Here is a 20,946-nt window from a genome sequence, read left to right on the forward strand (position 1 = left end):
TACTTTTACAAATATCGTAGAATTTATTCCGTAAAAAACGCCATATGTTTGTTATCGAATTAGTTTACAACCTTTCAATGCTGGTAGCACTTAGCGTGATCTCCGGGTTTTTCGATAACAGGTGGAGCAGTAAAACGTTTAGGGGTGCAGTTCTGCAGGGAATCCTTTTTGGCTTGGTGGCAATACTTGGGATGATTAATCCATTAGTATTCGAAGAGGGTCTAGTATTCGATGGCCGCTCGGTGGTTCTCAGCTTGTGCGCATTATTTTTTGGGCCGGTGGCAGCTGCCATATCTGCAGTGATGGCGATTACGCTTAGGTTATGTCAAGGTGGCATAGGAACCATAATGGGCGTTTCTGTGGCTTCGGCTTCAGCAATTATTGGGTTAATATTTTACTATCAGCGCAAGCTAAAGGGCAGGCGAATATCGAGCATATTCCTGTTGGGCTTTGGTGTGCTGGTGCATATAGCAATGCTATTGCTCACGCTAACACTTCCATTGGAACGTGCCGAGGCCGTTCTGAAAGAGATTGGTTTAGCCATAATTGTATTTTACCCATTGGCCACCATACTTATTGGTAAAATACTCTACGACCAAGAAGTTAAGCGTGAGTCGGTAGGTGCGCTGCGTAAGAGTGAAGAACAGTTTCGCTCACTGGCTCAGTCGTCGCCCATTGGTATCTACAGAATTGACAACTCAGGTGTTATCACCTTTGTAAATGAGCGTTGGTGCGAAATTGTTGGAACAAGCTGCGACGATTCAGTTGGACAGTCACATTCATACATTATAAACGATTACGACCTAAATCGCATTCAGCAGCTGTGGGACGAAAAGGTTAAAACTCGCAAAACGTTTAGCATTGAGTTTCGAACCCCATCGGAGGGGGAAAGGCCCAGCCAATGGATACTTGGCCAGTATGAGCCTGAGTTCGATGAATACGGCAATGTACAAGGGTACGTAGGGAGCATAACCGATATTGATGAGCGCAAAAAATCAGAGGAGCAGCTTAGGCTCTGGGAAGATATCTTTAGGTCTACTCGAATGGGTATCGTGGTTGGTATGGGAGAGGAAAAAGTGTTAAGCGTTTTCAATCCAGCCTTTGCCCAGCTATACGGCTACACAGAGGAAGAGTTAAAGGGAAAACCCGTATCGATAGTTTTTGCCGAAAACGAAAAGGATAAAATTGCCGATGCAATTAAAAGGGCATACAACGATGGGTACTACGTATATCAAACATGGCACATAAAAAAGGATGGGCAGCGCTTTCCTGTTTTGATTAGCATAACCGGTGTGAAGGATGATAAGGGTAATCCTCTTTACCGTATTGTGAATGTTCAGGACATTAGCGAGAGGGTAGACTCAGAGTTTAAGCTAAAGCATGAAAGGGCTAGGCTTGCTGGCATAATTGAGGGTACCAATGTGGGTACATGGGAGTGGAATGTACAAGCTGGCCATACACAGTATAACGCACGATGGGCTGAGATTGTAGGGTATACGCTTGACGAGTTGGCTCCGCATACAGTTAACGTATGGCTTAAACTTATTCATCCGCACGATGAACCCAGGGTAAAACGGGCTCTCCAAAAACACTTCGAGAAGGAGACGCAAATATACGAGTGCGAGTTCCGAATGAAGCATAAGGATGGGCACTGGGTTTGGATACAGGATAGGGGTAAGGTTGCGCAGTGGACCGACGATGGTAAGCCATTCATGATGTTTGGCTTCCATATCGATATAACTGAGCGTAAACATTGGGAGCAGAAACTTAAGCAAAGCGAACAAAGGCTGAAAGAGCAAAACGAAGAGTACTTGGCGCTAAACGAGGAACTCACCGAGATAAATGATAGGCTTAAAGAGAGGGAAAGGCAGCTTAAGGAGCAGAACGAGGAGTACCTATCGCTAAACGAAGAACTTACCGAGTCGAATCAGCGCATAATATCCATAAACAGCGAGCTGGCACTGGCTAGGGAGAAGGCCGAGGAGAGTGATAGGCTCAAATCATCATTTCTGGCCAACATGAGCCATGAAATTCGAACTCCCATGAATGCCATCGTAGGGTTTTCCGAGATACTGCTTCGCCCCAATATTACATCTGAAAAGCAGAAACTATACACCGAGGTGCTTAACGCCTCATGCAATCAGCTGCTTGGCATTATTAACGATGTGCTCGACATCTCAAAAATCGAAACGGGTCAAGTGGTAATTCATACTTCTGAACTTAACGTAAATAAGATGCTTCGAGGTGTTAAGTCAATGTTTGAGCATAACGCCAATAACAAGAAGAATCGTCTCACCCTCTCGCTACACCTTCCCGATAGCCATAGTTACATGATTACCGATGAAGGTAAAGTAACACAGGTTGTTACAAACTTGGTGAGCAATGCCATAAAATTTACCGACAATGGCACAATAGAAGTTGGCTACCAGGTGAAAGGAGAACAGGTTGAATTTTGGGTAAGCGACACGGGTATTGGCATTTCTCCCGAAGATCAGGCCATTGTGTTCGATAGGTTTAGGCAGGTCGATTCATCACCCAAAAAGAACTACGGAGGAACCGGGCTTGGGCTATCAATATGTAAGGCATATGTTGAGATGCTTGGCGGGGAGATTGGGGTGCAGTCGCAGGAGGGCAAGGGGTCGCGTTTTTACTTCACGTTGCACTTTATACCCGTTCAGTCCAAGGGTGATAGAGCTGTATCCTCATATCAACCCAAGTACGATTTTAGCGGAAAAACCATACTGGTGGCCGAGGACGAGCCAGCCAATTTCTTCTACCTTAACGAGTTGCTTCACGATACAGGGGTAACCATTATCCACGTTGAGGATGGTGCTCAGGCTGTAAAGCAGGTTGAATCAAATGATAAAATAGACCTTGTTCTAATGGACATTAAAATGCCCGTTATGACTGGAATTAAAGCTACCGAAATTATTCGGGGCAAGGGAATATCAACACCCATTGTTGCGCTTACCGCCTATGCCATGTCGGGCGATAAGGAAAGATGTTTGGCTGCCGGTTGCTCCGACTATGTGGTAAAGCCCATTATTCGTAACGAGTTGCTCTCTACCATCGAGATGTTCTTAAAGTAGCACCATTACTCCACCGCATCAATCCCTTCCTTCATCAAAATTAACACACTTTGTGTTAAACAAAGGTTTTATTTTCTTGTACATTTTTATTAATTTGGGGTATGGAATAATTATGACATAATTGAAAAAGCAGTCATTGTTTATGGATAGCAACCCCAATCGCAACGAACTTCAACGTCGAGCCAAAGAACTTCTAGAGAAGAGGGATAGTTTGAATCCTCAAGAGTTTGAGAGGAATCTTGAGGTACTTATGGAAAATATTCAGGTATATCATATCGAGCTCGAGATGCAAAACCAGGAGCTTATCCGCTTGCAGGAACAGCTTGGCAAATCAAACACCAAGTTTCAAACACTCTTCAATCGAGCTCCTGTTGGCTACTGCATGTTGACTTTGGATGGCGATCTAATTGAAGTTAATGAAGCATTTGCTGATTTTGTTAGTTTGGATAAAGCCCAAATTAGGGGTAAAGGTATTAGCACTTTCGTTCACCCGCACGATCAGGATTTACTACATCTCCTTCTGCAGAATGTTCGAAAAAATGAGGTAGTAAAGGGAGAAACCCTGCGATTTGGTGCTGGCGAAACCTACCTTTATACCAAGCTACATATGGATTTGTTGGAGAGAGAGGGTGATGAAAAGGTATTGCTGTGTTCAATCAGCGACATTTCAAGCGAAGTAGCCTATCGGAAAAAGTTGGTAACCAGCGAGGCGCGCTTCCACTCCCTGATTTCTTCCATGGACGATTTGGTATTCTCCCTGGACATACAGCAAAGGTGTACAGGGGTATATGGTAAGTGGGTGTCCCAAATGGAGTTGACACCCAAAGATTTTTTGGGTAGGACAGCTACCGAGATTTTTGGTTCAAGCTCTGCCCAAATACATACCCTCAATATATCCGAAGCACTCAAGGGGAAGAACGTGGTTTACGAATGGTCCGTATCCGCTCCCAATGGCGAGCAATTTTTCCAGACCTCTCTATCGCCTATTTACGACGAGAAACAAGCAGTAGTTGGGGTTGTTGGGCTTGGTAGAGACATTACCAGCTACAAGCAGGCCATTCAATTGCTAAAGGCTAGCGAAGAGAAGTATCGAAACCTTGTGGAGAATGTTAATGATATAATTTATTCTCTTAGTCCCGAAGGTTTCTTCATGTTTGTATCTACCAACTGGCCAAATATCTTGGGGCATAACCTGGAGGAGGTTCAAGGAAAACATTTTACCGAATTTGTACACCCCGATGATGTTGAAATTTGCCAATCGTTCTTAGAGGTTGTAACAGAAACGAAACAAAAGCAAAGTGGTGTTGAATATAGGGTAAAGCATAAGGATGGATCTTGGCGTTGGCATCACTCCAGCGGATCTGTAAACCAACAACCCGATGGTTCGGTTGAGTTTATAGGCGTTGCCTATGATGTAACTGAAATTAAAACGACCCAAAACCAGTTGAAGGAACGGATTAAGGAGATTGATTGCCTTTACAAAATTACTACCCTGGGCAACGAGAGTTCCCTGTCGCTGGATGGGTTTATTCAGAGATGTGTTAGTATTATACCCAAGGGTTTCCAACATCCCGATAGGGTTGCCGTTAGGATTATTCTGAATCAAAGAGAATACTCAACCCCAAACTTTATTGGCAATCGCATTGGGTTATCAGCACAGCTTAAAATTCATGAGGATCACAACGGGCTTATCGAGGTTGAACTGCAAGACGAAAGTTTAGGGTTTCTAAAGGAGGAGGAGCTGTTGTTGGGGTTACTGGCCGAAACCATTAGCCAAGTGGTTATGCGGTATAGGGCTACGATTGAGCTATTCGAAACAAATGAGAACCTGAATGCAATAAATGCCGAGAAGGATAAGATACTTACCATTATTGCCCATGATTTACGTGGCCCTCTTTCAACAATCATTGGGCTAAGCGAGTATATGAAGGTTGAGGTTGGTGCGATGGAGGTGGAGAAGCAGCAGATGTTTGTTGATGGAATACATAAAACAGCCAAAAACCTTTCGCAGCTTTTAGATAATCTTTTGGTTTGGGCAAGGCTCAAACGGGGTAGTATTGAGTTTAAGCCTAGGTGTAATAACCTTTTCCGGTTAGCCGAATCGGCAAGTGTGTTATTCGAAGATCTTTTAAAGAAGAAGCAGGTTACCCTAAGCAATGATATTAGTAAGGATCTGCAAGTATTGGTAGATGCAAGGATGGTAGAAACAGTATTTCGAAACTTGTTGTCAAATGCCATAAAGTTTTCGTACCGGGAGGGATACATTGTGCTATCGGCAAAACCATACCATGACGGTAAGGTTTTGGTATCGGTTACCGATAACGGTGTGGGAATGGATGAGTATATTCTAGGTCACTTGTTTAAGTTCGACAACGAAGTTGGTCGCGAAGGGACGGAGGAGGAGCCCAGCACAGGCTTTGGCATGCCCCTTTGCAAAGAGCTGGTAGAGAAAAATAATGGTGAAATCTGGGCCGAAAGTAAGGAGGGAAAGGAGAGCACAATATTCTTCACTTTGCCCACAACTTCTTGCTAAAGGTGGATTAAAGCAATTAATGCCCGTGCAGCTTTGTGCACGGGCATTCAATTTTTCTACAACAGGTTACTAGCCCTTAAGCTTGAAGTACGAAATTAACTCTTTCAGCTGCTCTGCCTGGCTGCTTAGCTCCTCCGAGCTGGTTGCAAGCTCCTCGCTGGCAGCAGCATTCTGCTGCGTTACCTGGTTTAGCTGCTGAATTGCGCTATTAACCTGATCGGCACCGGACGATTGCTCCATGCTTGCAGCAGCAATTTCTTGTACTAACTTGGCTGTTTTTTCAATCTCTGGCACAAGATTACCCATTAAGTCCGATGCGCTCTCGGTAACCTCAACGCTTTGCCCCGAAAGGGTTACAATTTCATCTGCTGCAAGTTTACTTCGCTCGGCCAGCTTGCGCACTTCGGCGGCTACAACGGCAAAGCCCTTGCCGTGTTCTCCAGCACGAGCGGCCTCAACGGCTGCGTTTAGGGCAAGTATATTTGTTTGGAATGCAATATCGTTGATGATTCCAATTTTTTCGGAGATGTTTCTTATGGAGAGTAGGCTTTCCTGAGCGGCTGAGCCCACTTTTTGCACACCACTCTGAACTTTCTGCGAGATTTTGTCGGCCTCCTGCGCATTATCGGTGTTCTGCTGGATATTGGCAGCCATCTCCTCCATGGAGCTGCTCACCTCCTCGGCTCCCGATGCCTGCTCACTGGCGCCCTGCGATAGCTGCTGCGATGCGGAGCTCATCTGGCCACTGGCTCCCGATATGCTATCGGCTCCTGAGATGATATTCTCCACAATGCCCCTGAGGTTTTCAACCATCGATTTGAAGGCGTTGTATACCATGCCCACTTCGTCGTTCGAAACGTTTACCTTCTCAACGGGCGATAAATCTCCTTCCGATATCTTATTTGCAATGGATGCAATCGATACCAATGGGCGAATAAGCCGGGTAACAAGCGTGTTTATCACCAGTATGCTCAGCACGGTTAAAACAATTCCAATTAGTATTAGCCTCCACATGCCCATGGTGGCCTCGCGGGTAACATAGCTTAGGGGTACAGCAAGATGAACCTGCCAGGGGGTGTCGGTGCGCCCAATGGCAATGGGTACGTAAATGTGTAGTTCGCCACCTTCCTCCCGAATAGCTTCGCTACCCGACTGGATATAGCCAAGCTGTGTTTGGTAGCCCGATTGGTATATCTCTCGGAGCGAACGGTTTATATTCCTTTCGCTCTCGGTTGATGCAGCAACAATTCCATCATATGATACAATCTCGATTTGTGCATTTCCATCAAACATTCGTGCATTGCTTGCCATCTCCTGGATAAAATCGATGGAGATATCAATACCGGTAACACCCACGAACTGTCCCTGCTTTAGCACTGGAGTCATATACGATACCATCAGCATTTCAACCCCTTGCACGGGGTATAACACGGGGCCATTTATGGCATCTCTACGCGTTTGCTTGGGTATCCAGTACCAAGGCCCAGTCTCTGCTGTTTCATAATCGACAAGGGCTTCAATTACATACCTGCTGTTTCCCTCACGGGTGAGGTATGATATAAAACGACCCGTGCCATCGGAATGTGCAGAGTTTTCAAACTCTTCATCCATCCCATCGAAAGCGTTGGGCTCAAAGGCTAGGGTAAAGCCTAAAAACGCGTTGTTGCTTAGCAAAACCCTAGCGGCCATTTGCTCCGCTTCATGCCTGCTAACTTGGATGTCGTTAGCCCCCAATCCAACTGCTGATAGCGAGTTTGCTACCGACGAGGAAACATTCAGAGCCTCCTCCATGGGAGCTTTAACTCGTGCGGCAAACTCTTTTGCCATGGCCATGGCCTCCTCTTTGGCCGCTTCAATGGACTTGTTTCTAAACGTTACCGTTGATATGGCAACAAGTATGATGGCAGTGGTTAGTACTCCTATGCCAAGGTTTAAGCCAATTTTATAGCTTAATGATACCATTCTTTTTGTACTCATACATTCAATATTTTTGGTTTTAATATTTTATGACCCTAAAGTGTAAAGCCAAACACAAAAAAGATATCTTGCGCGCTGGGGTTTACTACTAACGATGCAAAAACTGGAAGCTTAAAAGTACTACTTAGGCTTAGCTCATGGCTTACACCAACACCAAGATTGACAATTGCTGCCTTTGATGCGTATAGCCCTTTTGCCGGCGTTCCTCCCGCAAAAAGGTTTAGCTCAAAGTTACCGAGCTGGCGTGTGTGCCCTACTTCAAAGTAGGTAGAGTAGTTGCTGTTGCCGTTCTCGTCCCAATCGTTTCCGAAGAAGAAGGTGGCAGCGGTAATGCTAATTGGAAACCTATCGGTGCCATTAAACGTGGCTGACCCCTCGAGCGAGTGTGGGGTGGCTCCTTTGTTCCAGTTAAAGTAGCTATTCAGCCCCAGGTCGGTTTCGTCCTCCACGTAGTAGTTGTTGATGGTGAAAGTAAAGGCCGATATGCTGTACGATAGGTATAGATCAACCTCTGCGTAAGGAACCCCAACGCCATACGAACCCCATGCGCCAACGGAGAAATTCCCTTTTGTAAAATCAAGCGTAGGCTGAATGTTGGGTGCTGCGCTATAGAGCAGCCCTCTCCAAACATATCGGCTCACAAAATCTGCATTTAGGCTCAACGAGCCTTTATTATCAGCATTTAGCTGTGGAGTGTCTTGTCCGCTGCCCGTTGCGTAAACCGTGGCAAGAATAAGCAGGAGTAGTGTTTTTTTCATACGCTTAGTTTGATCAGTTGTTTGAATCAAAGATAAAGCACAGAAGGGTAGTTTTCAATTTTTTTTTGGTGAGGCATCGCAATCTATAGGATGATTTGGGTCATCATAATTATATGCTTAATGGAGATTTTGTGATATCCAGACAAGTTGCTTTCTAATTTCTGTTTCGAGGAAAACACATATCAACAGTTTTACAAATGCAACTATTTAATTATATTTGGAAAAAGGAACCAAACCTTTTAAATAAAATAGATTGTATATGGGAAAACGACGGGATGTTGCCACGCTAGATAACCTACAAAACACAGAAGAGCAGATGGTGATTGCTATTGGTGCCTCGGCCGGAGGCCTAGAGGCTCTTCAGGATTTTTTTAGCGCCATGCCAACCGATACAAATCTGGCTTTCGTTGTAATTCAGCACCTTTCGCCAGATTACAAAAGCCTCATGGATGAGCTGTTGGCGCGCCACACCTCTATTCCAATTCAGGTGGCTAGCGATGGAATGCCAATTAAGCCCAACAACATTTACCTTATACCTCCCCGTAAAAATATCTCAATATTTCATGAAAAGCTTTACTTAGATGACCAAGGAGCTAAAAAGGGGCTAAACCTGCCCATCGATATCTTTTTTCGGTCTTTGGCAACCGATAAGGGAAAGCATGCCATTGGCATTATTTTGTCGGGTACAGGAAGCGATGGAACCCTAGGTACGCGAGCCATTAAGGAGGCCGGAGGGATGATCATGGTGCAGGACGAGATGACAGCCAAATTTGATGGTATGCCCCGTAGCTCCATTGCAACAGGGCTGGTGGACTATATTCTCCACCCCTCCAAAATGCCTGAAGCATTGCTAAACTATGTTGAGCACCCATTTATTCGCAAATCGCAGAGCAAAGAGAATATTCTGGGTAAGGACTTAGATACGCTCACAAAGATTACTCTGATTTTAAGAGATTACTGTGGGATAGATTTCTCGTACTACAAGGAGAACACCATTATTCGCAGGCTCGAACGTAGGGTGAGCATCAATCGGTTCAACACGCTGGAGGAGTACCTGATTTTTCTATCGGAATCCGATAAGGAGAAGGATATCCTGTACCGCGAGATGCTCATTGGGGTTACCCGTTTCTTTCGCGACACCGAGGCATTTACCAGTTTAACCAAAAATATTTTATCGCAAATACAGTATAACCCAAAGGTTGGGGTTAGGGTTTGGTCGGTGGGTTGCTCAACGGGCGAGGAGGTTTACACCTTAGCCATGCTGTTCATGGAGTACATGAGCAAGAACCAGATTGACTGCGACATCAAAATTTTTGCCACCGATATCGACCGTCAATCCCTCGATGTGGCAGGCCAAGGATTTTACCCCGACAGCATAGTGTCCGATATTGATCCTGCTCTTCTTGCCAAATATTTTACCCGAAAGGAGAATGGTTACCAAGTGAATGAGAACGTTAGGAAGATAGTGGTTTTTGCCACCCATAACTTGTTAAAAGACCCTCCATTCTCCAAGCTAGACCTTATCGTTTGCCGCAACCTCTTTATTTACTTCAAGCCCGAGATGCAGCAGCGCATACTCGCCATGTTTTACTACGCGCTAAAGCCATCGGCATACCTGTTTATGGGAAGCAGCGAGAGCATAGGCGAGATGAGCGAGGCCTTTGAAGCAGTTGATAGCAAGTGGAAGATCTACCGTGGCAGGGAGGGCTACAAGTCGCCAATTATAAGGGATATGCCGCTTCCCCGGTCTCACTCTAACGAGTTCGAAAACCAGTTTGTTCTACGTTCGCCTCTAAAACCTAATCTTAGAATTGATAAACTCCTCGATAGCGCGCTCGCCTCGTTTATGCCACCATCTTTTATTGTGGACGAGAACGATAATATTGTGCATGTGGTGAATGATATTAACCCCTTTATTGAGTTACAACCCGGTCGATTCTCACAAAATCTGTTAAGCATCCTTAAAAACGATCTTTCATTATTCGTTAACAATATCCTTCGCAAGGTGAAAAAGGATAAGAAAAATGTTGTTTTCGAAAACATTACGGGTGTTAAGGGCCTCGAGGGGAACTCCGTGAGGATTGAGGGGCGTTCAATGGCCATCGATAGGAACACCTACTACATTATTAGCTTTAGTTTCGATGAACAAAAAACATCAAAAAGAAGAACAAAAAAGTTAACAGTTGATGTGGAGTTGGAGGTAAACAACCGGGTGGTTGAGCTGGAGAAGGAGTTGCAAACATCCCGTGAAAATCTGCAGGCCACCGTTGAAGAGTTGGAGACATCGAACGAGGAGCTGCAGAGTAGCAACGAGGAGCTTATTGCCTCCAACGAGGAGCTGCAAAGCACCAACGAGGAGCTGCAATCGGTTAATGAGGAGCTTTTCACGGTAAACTCAGAGTACCAAACCAAGATTGAGGAGCTAACCCGTATGACCAACGATTTGGATAACCTCCTGAAGAATACCGAGGTGGGAGCTTTATATCTCGATCGAAAGCTGTGTATCCGGAAGATAACGCCAGCTGTAACCAAGATATCAAATATTTTACCAACCGACATCGGTCGACCCATATCGCATATTGCTTTCATGCCAAACTATAAGGATTTGGTTGACGATGTAACTAGTGTTGTAGAGAATCTACAAAGTATTGATAAGGAAATTGCAGGTGCCGATGGTAAGATATGGCAAGCCAGTGTGCGACCCTACCGAACCGATTACAACGCGGTAGAGGGTATTATGATAACCTTTGTGGAGGTTACTAAGCTTAAAAATGCCGAGTTGGAGCTGCGACAGAGTAAAGATCTTTTGCAGAGGATATTGGATAATAGCCCACTGGCAAAAACCTTACTGGATAAGAATGGCAATATAATATACGCCAACAAACCCGCCGAGAAAATTTTTGGCATTACCCAAACCGAAATCACTAAGCGCACCTACAATGCCACCAAGTGGGAAATTACTGGGCTTGATGGCAAGCCTATTCCATCGGAGGAGCTACCATTTTCAATTATAAAAAGAACAAGGGAAAATATAGCCGATTTTAGGCATTACATAGAGATTCCGGGTAGAAGCAAGGTGCTTCTTTCAATATACGGCTCCCCAGTTGCTTCGCAAAACGGCGATTTTGAGGGTGCTGTTTTTAGTATTGGGGTGGTGGAATAAAATAAACCTGACAGGTTTGGAATGTAAAAACTTGATTCCGTACTTGTGTGCTGGCAAACAGGCCTAACGACACGGTAAAGTTCTTTCAAGTAACATTTTTACTGATATTCTGTCCCTAGCGGGACAGAGAATTGACATAACAAATACAGCAAGGTACGAATTGTCCCGTAGAGACAGAATATTGGTAGATAAATAATTAACAACAAACACCTGTCCTGTCGGGGACAGAATATCGGTAGTAGCAATATCAAGCAACCCCGCAGTTTGTCCCGTAGGGACAAAATATTGAACAAACCAATAAATTATTATTATTATGGCCAATACCTACACCCAATTACACATACAGGCAGTTTTTACCGTTCAGAATCGAGAATGCATAATCCAGCCCAGTTGGAAAGATGAACTTTACAAGTACATCACAGGGATAGTGCAGAACAATAAACATAAACTGCTAACCATTAATGGGATGCCCGATCATATCCATATTCTTTTTGGATTCAGACCCACCCAATCACTTTCTGACCTAATCCAGGATATTAAGGGTGATTCATCAAAATGGATTAATGAGAAGGGATTTGTAAGAGTTAAGTTTTCCTGGCAGGAAGGTTATGGGGCTTTCTCGTATAGCAAATCGGAATTACATAGAATTATTAATTACATTGAGAGCCAAGAGGCACATCACAAAAAGGAGACTTTTATTGAGGAATACTTGGATTTCTTAAAGGAGTTTGAGGTTGATTTTGATGACCGTTATATTTTCAAACCAGTTTTTTACTAATTATCCCGTACCTAACGGCACGGTTACGCTTTTTCACAACACCTTTTTACCAATATCCTGTCCCTAGCGGGACAGAGAATTGACATAACGAATACAGCAAGGTACGAATTGTCCCCTAGGGACAAAATATTGGTATTAGATAAATAATTAACAACAAACACCTGTCCCATAGGGATAGAATATCTGTAGCAATATCAAGCAACACCTGTCCCGTAGGGTCAGCATATTAAACATACATTAAATCCCGTACCTAACGGCACGGTTACGCTTTTTCACAACACCTTTTTACCAATATCCTGTCCCTAGTGGGACAGCGAATTGGGAAACCAAGCATTTTGTCCCGTTAGGGACAATATATTGGTAGGAAGAAATATACCGTTCAACCCCGCAGTTTTGTCCCGTAGGGACAAAATATCGGTAGCAAGAAATAAACAGCGCAACACCTGTCCCGTAGGGACAGCATATTGGAAACAGACAGGCTAACGCAGAAACCATAAAATTATGGAAAACCAAAACAACCGCAAGGAAGCTCTCCGCAAAAGGATTGAGGATGTGCTGAAGAATAGAAAGCCGGATCTTAGCGAATTGGGCAGCAAAACGCTAGAGGAGATTCTCCAGGAGGTAAGCATTTATCATCAGGAGTTGGAGTACCAGAACCTCGAGTTGCAAAGGGTTTACGGTGAGTTGGAAAAGACCCAGAGCCATTATGTTGAGCTTTTTCAAGATGCGCCAATGGGTTACGTTGTTGTAGATGAGGAGAATAAAATCCTTTCGGCAAATAAAATGTTTGCAAGGTATTTTGAAGGCGAAATAGTTGATGTTAAAGGGAAGTCCATTACCACACTCATACACCCCGATTTTCAGGATCAGTTTTACCTGCTGGTGAAAAAGGTTCATAAGGAGAAGGCCAAAAGCAGTGTTCTGGTTAGGTTGAACTGCAAAAAGGAAACTTTTGTAAAGTTGGAGTGCAACATCCAGAAGGAAAATGGTAAGGTTTATTACCGTATGGGTTTCCTAGATGTTACCCGCGAGGTGATTAACGAGGAGCAGCTAATTGAGAGCCGTGAAAGGTTTCGAGCCGTGGCCGACTATGCCTACCACTGGGAGTACTGGCAAGATCAACAGGGGCGATTGCTCTACATGTCGCCTTCATGCGAGCGGATAACGGGCTATTCAAAGTATGAGTTTTTCGATAACCCCAAGCTATTGGAGGATATTATCCATCCCGACGATAAGCACCACTTCGATGAGCATAAATCGGTTGCCCTGATTCCGGGCGAAACCAGGGTTGAGCATATTGCCGAGTACCGGATTACCCGCAAGGATGGAGGGATTAGGTGGATTGGCCATGCATGCCAGAGTATATTTAAGGAGGATGGAACACACATTGGTCAGAGGGCCACAAATAGGGACATAACAGAACGAAAGAAGATTAGGGAAAAGCTCGCTGAAAACCTAAATCTTCTGAGCAAAACCCAGGAAATTGCACATATCGGGAGTTGGGAGTTAGATATGGAAAATGATAAGCTCTACTGGTCCGATGAGATTTACCGTATTTTTGGTTTGGAGCCCCAGCAACCTAAGGGATCATATGAGTACTTTCTGGAGATAGTGCACCCCGACGACCGAGAGGCAGTTCATACGACATACGTTAATTCCTTAAGGGATGATGCTAATGTTTATGAGATTGAACACAGAATAGTAAGGCAAGACAACAAAGAGGTAAGGTATGTGTATGAAAAATGCTACCACGAGAGGGATAATAATGGTAGGGTTATCCGTTCGGTGGGAATGGTTCAAGATGTAACTGAGCGAAAACATAGAGAGCAAAAGCTGGTAATGAGCGATAGAATTTTTAACCACGCTTTAGATATGCTCTGCATTGCAGGGTTCGATGGGTATTTTAAAATCCTAAATCCGTCGTGGTCCAAAGTGTTAGGGTACACCACCGAGGAGCTTATGGCAAAGCCATGGCTAGAGTATGTACACCCCGACGATAGGGAGGCCACGAAAAACATTAAGGCTTCCATTGTGAATGGTCAGGAGATTTACCAATTCGAAAACAGGTACATCTGTAAGGATGGTACAATCAAGTGGTTATCGTGGAATTCCTTTCCTTACCCAAAAGAGAATATAATGTATGGGGTGGCAAGGGATATTACCTTTAAAAAGCAGGCCGAGGAACGGCTTAAGTCAAGCGAACTTAAGCTTAAGGAGCAAGTTGAGGAGTACACTGCGCTAAATGAGGAACTCAATCAGGCAAATGATGAGCTCCGCAACGTAATGGAGGATCTTAACGAGAGTAACCTGCGAACTAAAGCTATACTTTCCGCTATACCCGATATGATGTTTGTTCTCAATCGAGAGGGTGTATACATCGATTACTATTCGCCCAACGATTCGCTTTTGGCAGCAAATCCCTCAGAGTTTCTGGGTAAGCCTGCATCCGATATACTACCCCAAGAGGTTGCTGAGATTAATAAGTGGGCTTTGGAGCAGCTTTTCGAAACTGGTGATTATCAGTGTTATTCGTATAGTCTACAAGAGAACAACGACACAAAATACTTTGATGCCAGGCTGGTAAAATTTGGCGTTGATAAGGCGCTAGCCATAGTTAGAGATATCACTGAGCAGAAAAAAGGACAGCTAACCATAGCAAAAAATGAGCAATATCTAAACACCATCCTCCAAACCACTGCCGATGGATTTTGGATAACTGATCTAGAGGGTAACCTTCTCGAAGTGAATGAGGCATACTGCCAAATGTCGGGTTATTCACTTACTGAATTGCTAAATCTAAGAATAGCACAAATTGACGTTACCGAAAGCCCTGAGGATATTAGGAAGCATATTGATAGAATAGCTGAGGAAGGCTCAGATATTTTTGAAACCAAGCATCGCCGAAAGGATGGAACCCTTTTCGATGTTGAGGTATCGGTATCGTACCTAGATGCCGATGGTGGTCAGCTAATTTGTTTTACCCGGGATATATCGGAACGAAAATATGCTCAGGAGAAACTGCGCGAGAGCGAGGAGCGCTTTAAGCTTAGCATGGAGGCCACCAACGATGGGCTGTGGGATTGGGATGTTAAAGCTAAGACGAACTATTATAGTCCGGCTTACTACACCATGCTGGGGTACGAGGTGGGCGGATTTTCAACATCAAGTTCTGAATGGGAAGGCTTGGTTCATCCCGATGATCTGGATGGGGTTAGGGCTGAGCATGCTAAATGCGTAAATGGAATTACCGATACTTTTGATATTGAATTTCGCATGAAATCATTTAGCGGGGAGTGGAAATGGATTTATTCCCGAGGAAAAGTGGTTGAGCGAGATGATACTGGCATAGCACTAAGATTGGTTGGCACCCACGTTGATATCACGGAACGAAAGCAGTTTGAAGAAACTCTAAAGCAGAGGAATCATTTTATTCAAACCGTACTCGATAACCTTCCCATTGGCGTTGCCCTAAATAATATTGATGAGGGCCAGGCCACCTATATTAATAAAAAGTTTCAGGAGATTTATGGCTGGAGCGAGGAGGCGTTAAAAAATATCTCACAATTCTTCGAAAGGATTTACCCCGACAAGACTTATCGAGAGGAGCTAATGGGGCGCATTATGGCCGATATCCAGTCGGGCGATCCCGAGCGGATGCGTTGGGAAAACATTAAGGTTACCCAGGAGAATGGCAGCGTTAGAATTGTTAATGCAGTAAATATCCCGCTCTTTGAGCAGAACACCATGGTATCAACCGTTATGGATGTAACCGAGCAAAAGGCGTTTGAGAATGCCCTTAAAGAGAGCGAAACCCGCTTCAAGGCGCTCCACAATGCATCCTTCGGAGGGATAACCATTCACGACAAGGGGCTTATTCTCGATTGCAACCAGGGGCTATCCGAAATTACAGGATATAGTCAGGATGAGCTAATTGGTATGAATGGCCTACTGCTTATTGCAGAGGAAACCCGTGATATGGTGCTCGATAATATCCTTGCTGGTTATGAGAAGCCCTATGAGGCTATAGGGGTGCGAAAGGATGGCTCAAAATATCCCGTACGTTTGGAGGCCAGAAACATCCCATACAAGGGCAAGCAGGTTCGGGTGGTTGAGTTTAGGGATATTACCGAGCAGAAGCTTGCCGAGGAAAAGTTGGCTCATTCGCATTATTTAATGCGCTATATCATTGAGCACAATAGGGGAGCAGTGGCTGTTCACGATAGGGATATGAATTATGTTTATGTGAGCAAGCGATATATTGATGACTTTGGTGTTAAAGAGAAGGATATCATAGGTAAGAATCATTACGAGGTGTTCCCCGATCTACCTCAAAAACTAAGAGATGCACATCAGCTTGCCCTTAGGGGAGAGGTAGTAAGAAAGGACGATGATCCGTTTGAGATGCCCAATGGCTCTATGGAGTGGACCCGCTGGGAGTGCCGTCCTTGGTACGAGGCGAATGGTTCAATTGGAGGGGTAATAGTGTATACCGAGTTGATAACCGAAAGAAAGCAAGCCGAACTTGCCCTTCGCGAGAGCGAGGAGAAGTACCGAATGCTTTTTGAGGCGAATAGGGACGGTATCGCCATTTTTAGGTTTCAACCCGACGGAGGCGCTACAACCTTTATTGAAGCGAACCCATCCGCCGCCAAAATGCTTGGCTATACCTACGAAGAGTTCCTTCAGATTACCGTAAACGACTTGGAGGTAGAGGTGGGTAAGTCCATTATGGAGAGAAGGATGAGGGATTTGAAATCTACCGGTTTGGCCGAATTCGAAACAACGCTAAGGCATAAGAATGGCCATTTTATATACGCCAATGTTAAAGCAATTGTAATTAACTATTTGGGTGGACCGGCAGTGCTAAATATTACCCGAGATATTACTGATCGCAAACAGGCCGAACTAGCCATTAAGGCCAAAACGGCCGAGCTGGAGGCGATATACAATAACTCCCCACTCATGATGTGCATACTCGATGAGCATCAGAATGTGGTGTATGCCAACAACTACCTGGTGGAGTTTTTTGGAAAACCATACGATGAGATAATCAATGGCAGGGCCTGTGGCGTATTTGGCTGTATAAACGCAAGCGAGCATAAGTTGGGGTGCGGGTATGGTAGCAAATGTCCCAGCTGCGACCTAAATAATGCCATTGCTCAAACCATTAAAACAGGCGAAAGCCTGCGCGATGTGGAGTACAATGCGGTTGTGGATACCCGTGGCAAAAAAGATATCTCGCTGATGGCTTACACATCACTTATTAAAACCCAGAAGAAGTTGGTCTCCCTTATATTTGTTGATGTCTCAGAGCGGAAACAGATGGAGGATGCCCTCCGCGAAAGCGAAGAGCGGTTCCGGGGCCTATACGAGAACGCCACCGTGGGCATTTACCGCACAACGCCCGATGGGAAAGTATTATTGGCAAACCCGGCCCTCGTAAGAATGCTGGAGTACTCAAGCTTCGAGGAGTTAACCAGGCGTAACCTCAATAAGAAGGACTACGAAACGGGCTACGAAAGAACCCAGTTTATGCGGCTAATTGAGGAGAGAGGAGAGGTCAAAGGGTTGCAATCGGGCTGGAGAACAAAGAGCGGAAAGGTTATCAATATCTCCGAGAGTGCTAGAGCCGTTTACGACAATAAGGGAAATGTGCTTTACTACGAGGGCATTGTGGAGGATATAACCGAACGCACAAAAGCTGTGGATGCGCTTAGGGCAAGTCAGGAGCGCATATCGAGCATATTCCGCGTGGCCCCCATTGGCATTGGCGTGGTGGTTAATCGGGTTTTAACCGAGGTGAACCAAACCATTTGCGATATTACAGGATATGCAAAGGAAGATCTGCTGGGGCAAGGTGCCCAAATACTTTACCCCACCAAGGAGGAGTTTGAATACGTTGGTAAGGAGAAGTACAGGCAGATTGCCGAGAAGGGAACAGGCTCTGTCGAAACAGCTTGGCAACGAAAGGATGGTGCTATTATTAACGTTCTACTATCATCAACCCCAATTGTTAAGGGCGATTTATCGCAAGGGGTAACTTTTACCGCGCTCGATATTACCCAGCGCAAGCAAACCGAAAGGCTAATGAAAGGGCGTTTAAAACTTCTGGAGTTTGCCGACACGCATTCCCTTCCCGAGCTGCTAAAGGAAACTCTTGCAGTGGCCGAGGATCTTACGGGTAGCCAGATTGGTTTTTACCATTTTATTGATGAGGAGAAAGGTGTCATTAAGCTTAATCAATGGTCGGAACGTACAGAGAAGGAGTTCTGCAAGGTTACAAGTGAATTCGATATGCACTACCCTATTGATAAAGCTGGCGTTTGGGTTGAATGTATTAAGAAGCGTAAGCCCATAATTCATAACGATTATCAAACATTAGCCCATCGAAAGGAGTTACCCAAGGGGCATGCGCTTGTTTCACGCGAGCTAACTGTCCCCGTTATCCGCAATAGGCGTATAGTAGCGGTTCTTGGCATAGGGAACAAAACTACCCATTATACCAAGAATGATATTGATATAATAACCCAGCTGGCCGATATGGCCTGGGATATTGCCGAGCGTAAAATGGCTGAGGAGCAGGTGCTTAAACTTTCAAAGGGAATAGAACAAAGCCCTGCCACCGTTGTAATTACTGATATAGATGGGAATATCGAGTTTGTAAATCCAAGGTATACCGAAGTAACAGGATACACTGCTAAGGAGGTAATGGGGAAAAACCCACGAGTGCTAAAATCCGATTACCACAGTCAGGAGTTTTACAAGGAACTTTGGGATACCATTAAAAGTGGTAACGACTGGAAGGGTGAGTTTTGCAATAGGAAGAAGACCGGTGAACACTACTGGGCATCTGCATCAATATCGCCCATTAAGAATGAGAGGGGCGAGATTGTGAACTTTATTGCTGTTAAGGAGGATATTACCGATCGCAAGAACGCAATACTTGCCCTTGAGCAGAACAACAGGCTAATTAACACCATGCTCGATAATCTTCCCATTGGCATTTTTATGGTTGATGCGCTTAATGGAAAGCCTATTATTGCCAACGAGCATGCCAAAAAGCTGTTGGGTAGAGGAATTGTTGACGATGCCAGCACTGAAACCCTATCGGAGGTTTATATGGCTTACAAAGCGGGATCAGCTAATTTATACCCTACTGAGGAAATGCCTATTGTGAGGGGGATAAACGGACAAGCTTCGTACGTTGACGATATGGAGGTATTACAACCCGATGGTAGTAGAGTACTTTTAGAAGTATACGGATGTCCTGTATACAACAGCAACGGCGAGGTGTGGGCAAGTCTGGTTGGCTTTACCGATATTACAGAAAGGAAAAAGGCCGAGGAGGCATTAAGGGAAAGTGAACTCACCCTAAAGGAGAAGAATGAGGAGTATTTGGCTCTAAACGAGGAGCTAACAGAGAGTAACGAGCGCATTGCAAAGATTAACAAAGAACTGGTTGATGTTACCAAAAAGGCGGTTGAGAGCGACAAGCTAAAATCGGCATTCCTGGCTAATATGAGCCATGAAATCCGTACGCCAATGAATGCCATTATTGGCTTTTCGGAGATGTTGCTCAATCCTAAGCTTCCCACCGAAAGGAAAGATTTCTTTGCGCATATTCTCAACTCCGCTTGTCATCAACTCCTTAGCGTGGTTGAGGATGTGATAGATATTTCGAAGATTGAGACAGGTCAAATGGAGGTACATCTTGGTAAAGCGAGCATCAATAAGGCCATATATCGGATTAGGGACATCTTTGAGCCCCAGGCTCAAGCCAACGGTGTCCAAATCCTTGTTTCGTGCCATCTCCCCAATAATCGCGACGAAGTACTTACGGACTCGAGCAAGCTCAATCAGGTGCTTACCAACTTGCTTAATAATGCCCTTAAGTTTACCGAGAGTGGCACAGTTGATATTGGCTATACGCTTGCCGATAGTATGCTGAAGTTCTATGTGAAGGACACTGGGGTTGGTATCGACCCAAGCAATCACGAGCTTATATTTGAACGCTTCCGTCAGGTTGATATGGGCTCTACCCGGAACTATGGCGGTACAGGTCTGGGCTTGCCAATTTGCAAGGCCTTTATCGAGATGCTTGGCGGTACAATATGGGTCGAGTCTGAGCTTGGTAAGGGGGCAAAATTCTACTTTACCATTCCCTACGAACCCGTTATTACACCCGAGGTAACCCAAGGGAAAATGGTTGAATCCGATTCGTTCTGCTTTGCCGATAAAACCATTCTTATTGCCGAGGACGAGGAGGCAAACTATTTATATATTAGTGAGCTGCTCGAAGATTCAGGGGCAACACTAATTAGAGCCTTCGATGGCCAAGCGGCGGTTGATATTGTGCAGAGCAACTCCGATATCGATTTAATTCTTATGGATATAAAGATGCCTGTAATGACAGGGGTGGAAGCTACAAGGGTCATTCGTGAAATGAATGTGAGTATTCCCATTATTGCCCTAACAGCATACGCTATGACCGGTGATCGTGAGAACTGCCTAGCAGCAGGATGCAACGCCTACATTTCTAAACCAGTTAGACGAGTTGAGCTGTTAAAGGCCATTGCCGAGTATCTTACTAAACCTTGACTTTGTGTAGAAAAAGTCTAAATACATTAACCCAATTTCACTTTCTGGGT

The 20,946-nt window shown here is 44.8% G+C and carries 7 protein-coding genes; 5 read left to right on the forward strand and 2 right to left on the reverse strand.

Annotated elements, in window-relative coordinates:
- Positions 1-44 precede the first annotated feature (44 nt).
- A complete protein-coding gene (locus G8O23_RS10265; protein WP_166364481.1) occupies positions 45-3,089 on the forward strand; it encodes a PAS domain S-box protein in 3,045 nt (1,014 codons plus the stop codon).
- A gap of 142 nt (positions 3,090-3,231) precedes the next feature.
- On the forward strand, positions 3,232-5,622 hold the full coding sequence (locus tag G8O23_RS10270) for a sensor histidine kinase (protein ID WP_166364483.1): 2,391 nt from the start codon (positions 3,232-3,234) through the stop codon (positions 5,620-5,622).
- 69 nt (positions 5,623-5,691) lie between these two features.
- Here the strand turns inward: G8O23_RS10270 and G8O23_RS10275 are convergent, their stop codons facing one another.
- The gene (locus G8O23_RS10275; RefSeq protein WP_166364485.1) at positions 5,692-7,599 is read right to left on the reverse strand and encodes a methyl-accepting chemotaxis protein; all 1,908 of its coding nucleotides are present in this window, start codon (positions 7,597-7,599) and stop codon (positions 5,692-5,694) included.
- Between the two features lie 35 nt (positions 7,600-7,634).
- Positions 7,635-8,357, reverse strand: coding sequence for a TorF family putative porin (locus tag G8O23_RS10280; RefSeq protein ID WP_166364487.1), 723 nt, complete (start codon positions 8,355-8,357; stop codon positions 7,635-7,637).
- 259 nt (positions 8,358-8,616) lie between these two features.
- Here G8O23_RS10280 and G8O23_RS10285 point away from each other — a divergent pair, with 259 nt between their 5' ends.
- The 3 genes from G8O23_RS10285 to G8O23_RS10295 all read left to right on the forward strand — a co-directional run bounded on the left by G8O23_RS10285 (position 8,617) and on the right by G8O23_RS10295 (position 20,896).
- On the forward strand, positions 8,617-11,520 hold the full coding sequence (locus G8O23_RS10285; protein ID WP_166364489.1) for a CheR family methyltransferase: 2,904 nt from the start codon (positions 8,617-8,619) through the stop codon (positions 11,518-11,520).
- 313 nt (positions 11,521-11,833) lie between these two features.
- Positions 11,834-12,298, forward strand: coding sequence for an IS200/IS605 family transposase (gene tnpA, locus G8O23_RS10290; protein ID WP_166364491.1), 465 nt, complete (start codon positions 11,834-11,836; stop codon positions 12,296-12,298).
- 501 nt (positions 12,299-12,799) lie between these two features.
- Positions 12,800-20,896, forward strand: coding sequence for a PAS domain S-box protein (locus G8O23_RS10295; protein ID WP_166364493.1), 8,097 nt, complete (start codon positions 12,800-12,802; stop codon positions 20,894-20,896).
- The last annotated feature ends 50 nt before the right edge of the window (positions 20,897-20,946 follow it).

The organism is Perlabentimonas gracilis (assembly GCF_011174675.1).
Classification (GTDB): domain Bacteria; phylum Bacteroidota; class Bacteroidia; order Bacteroidales; family Tenuifilaceae; genus Perlabentimonas; species Perlabentimonas gracilis.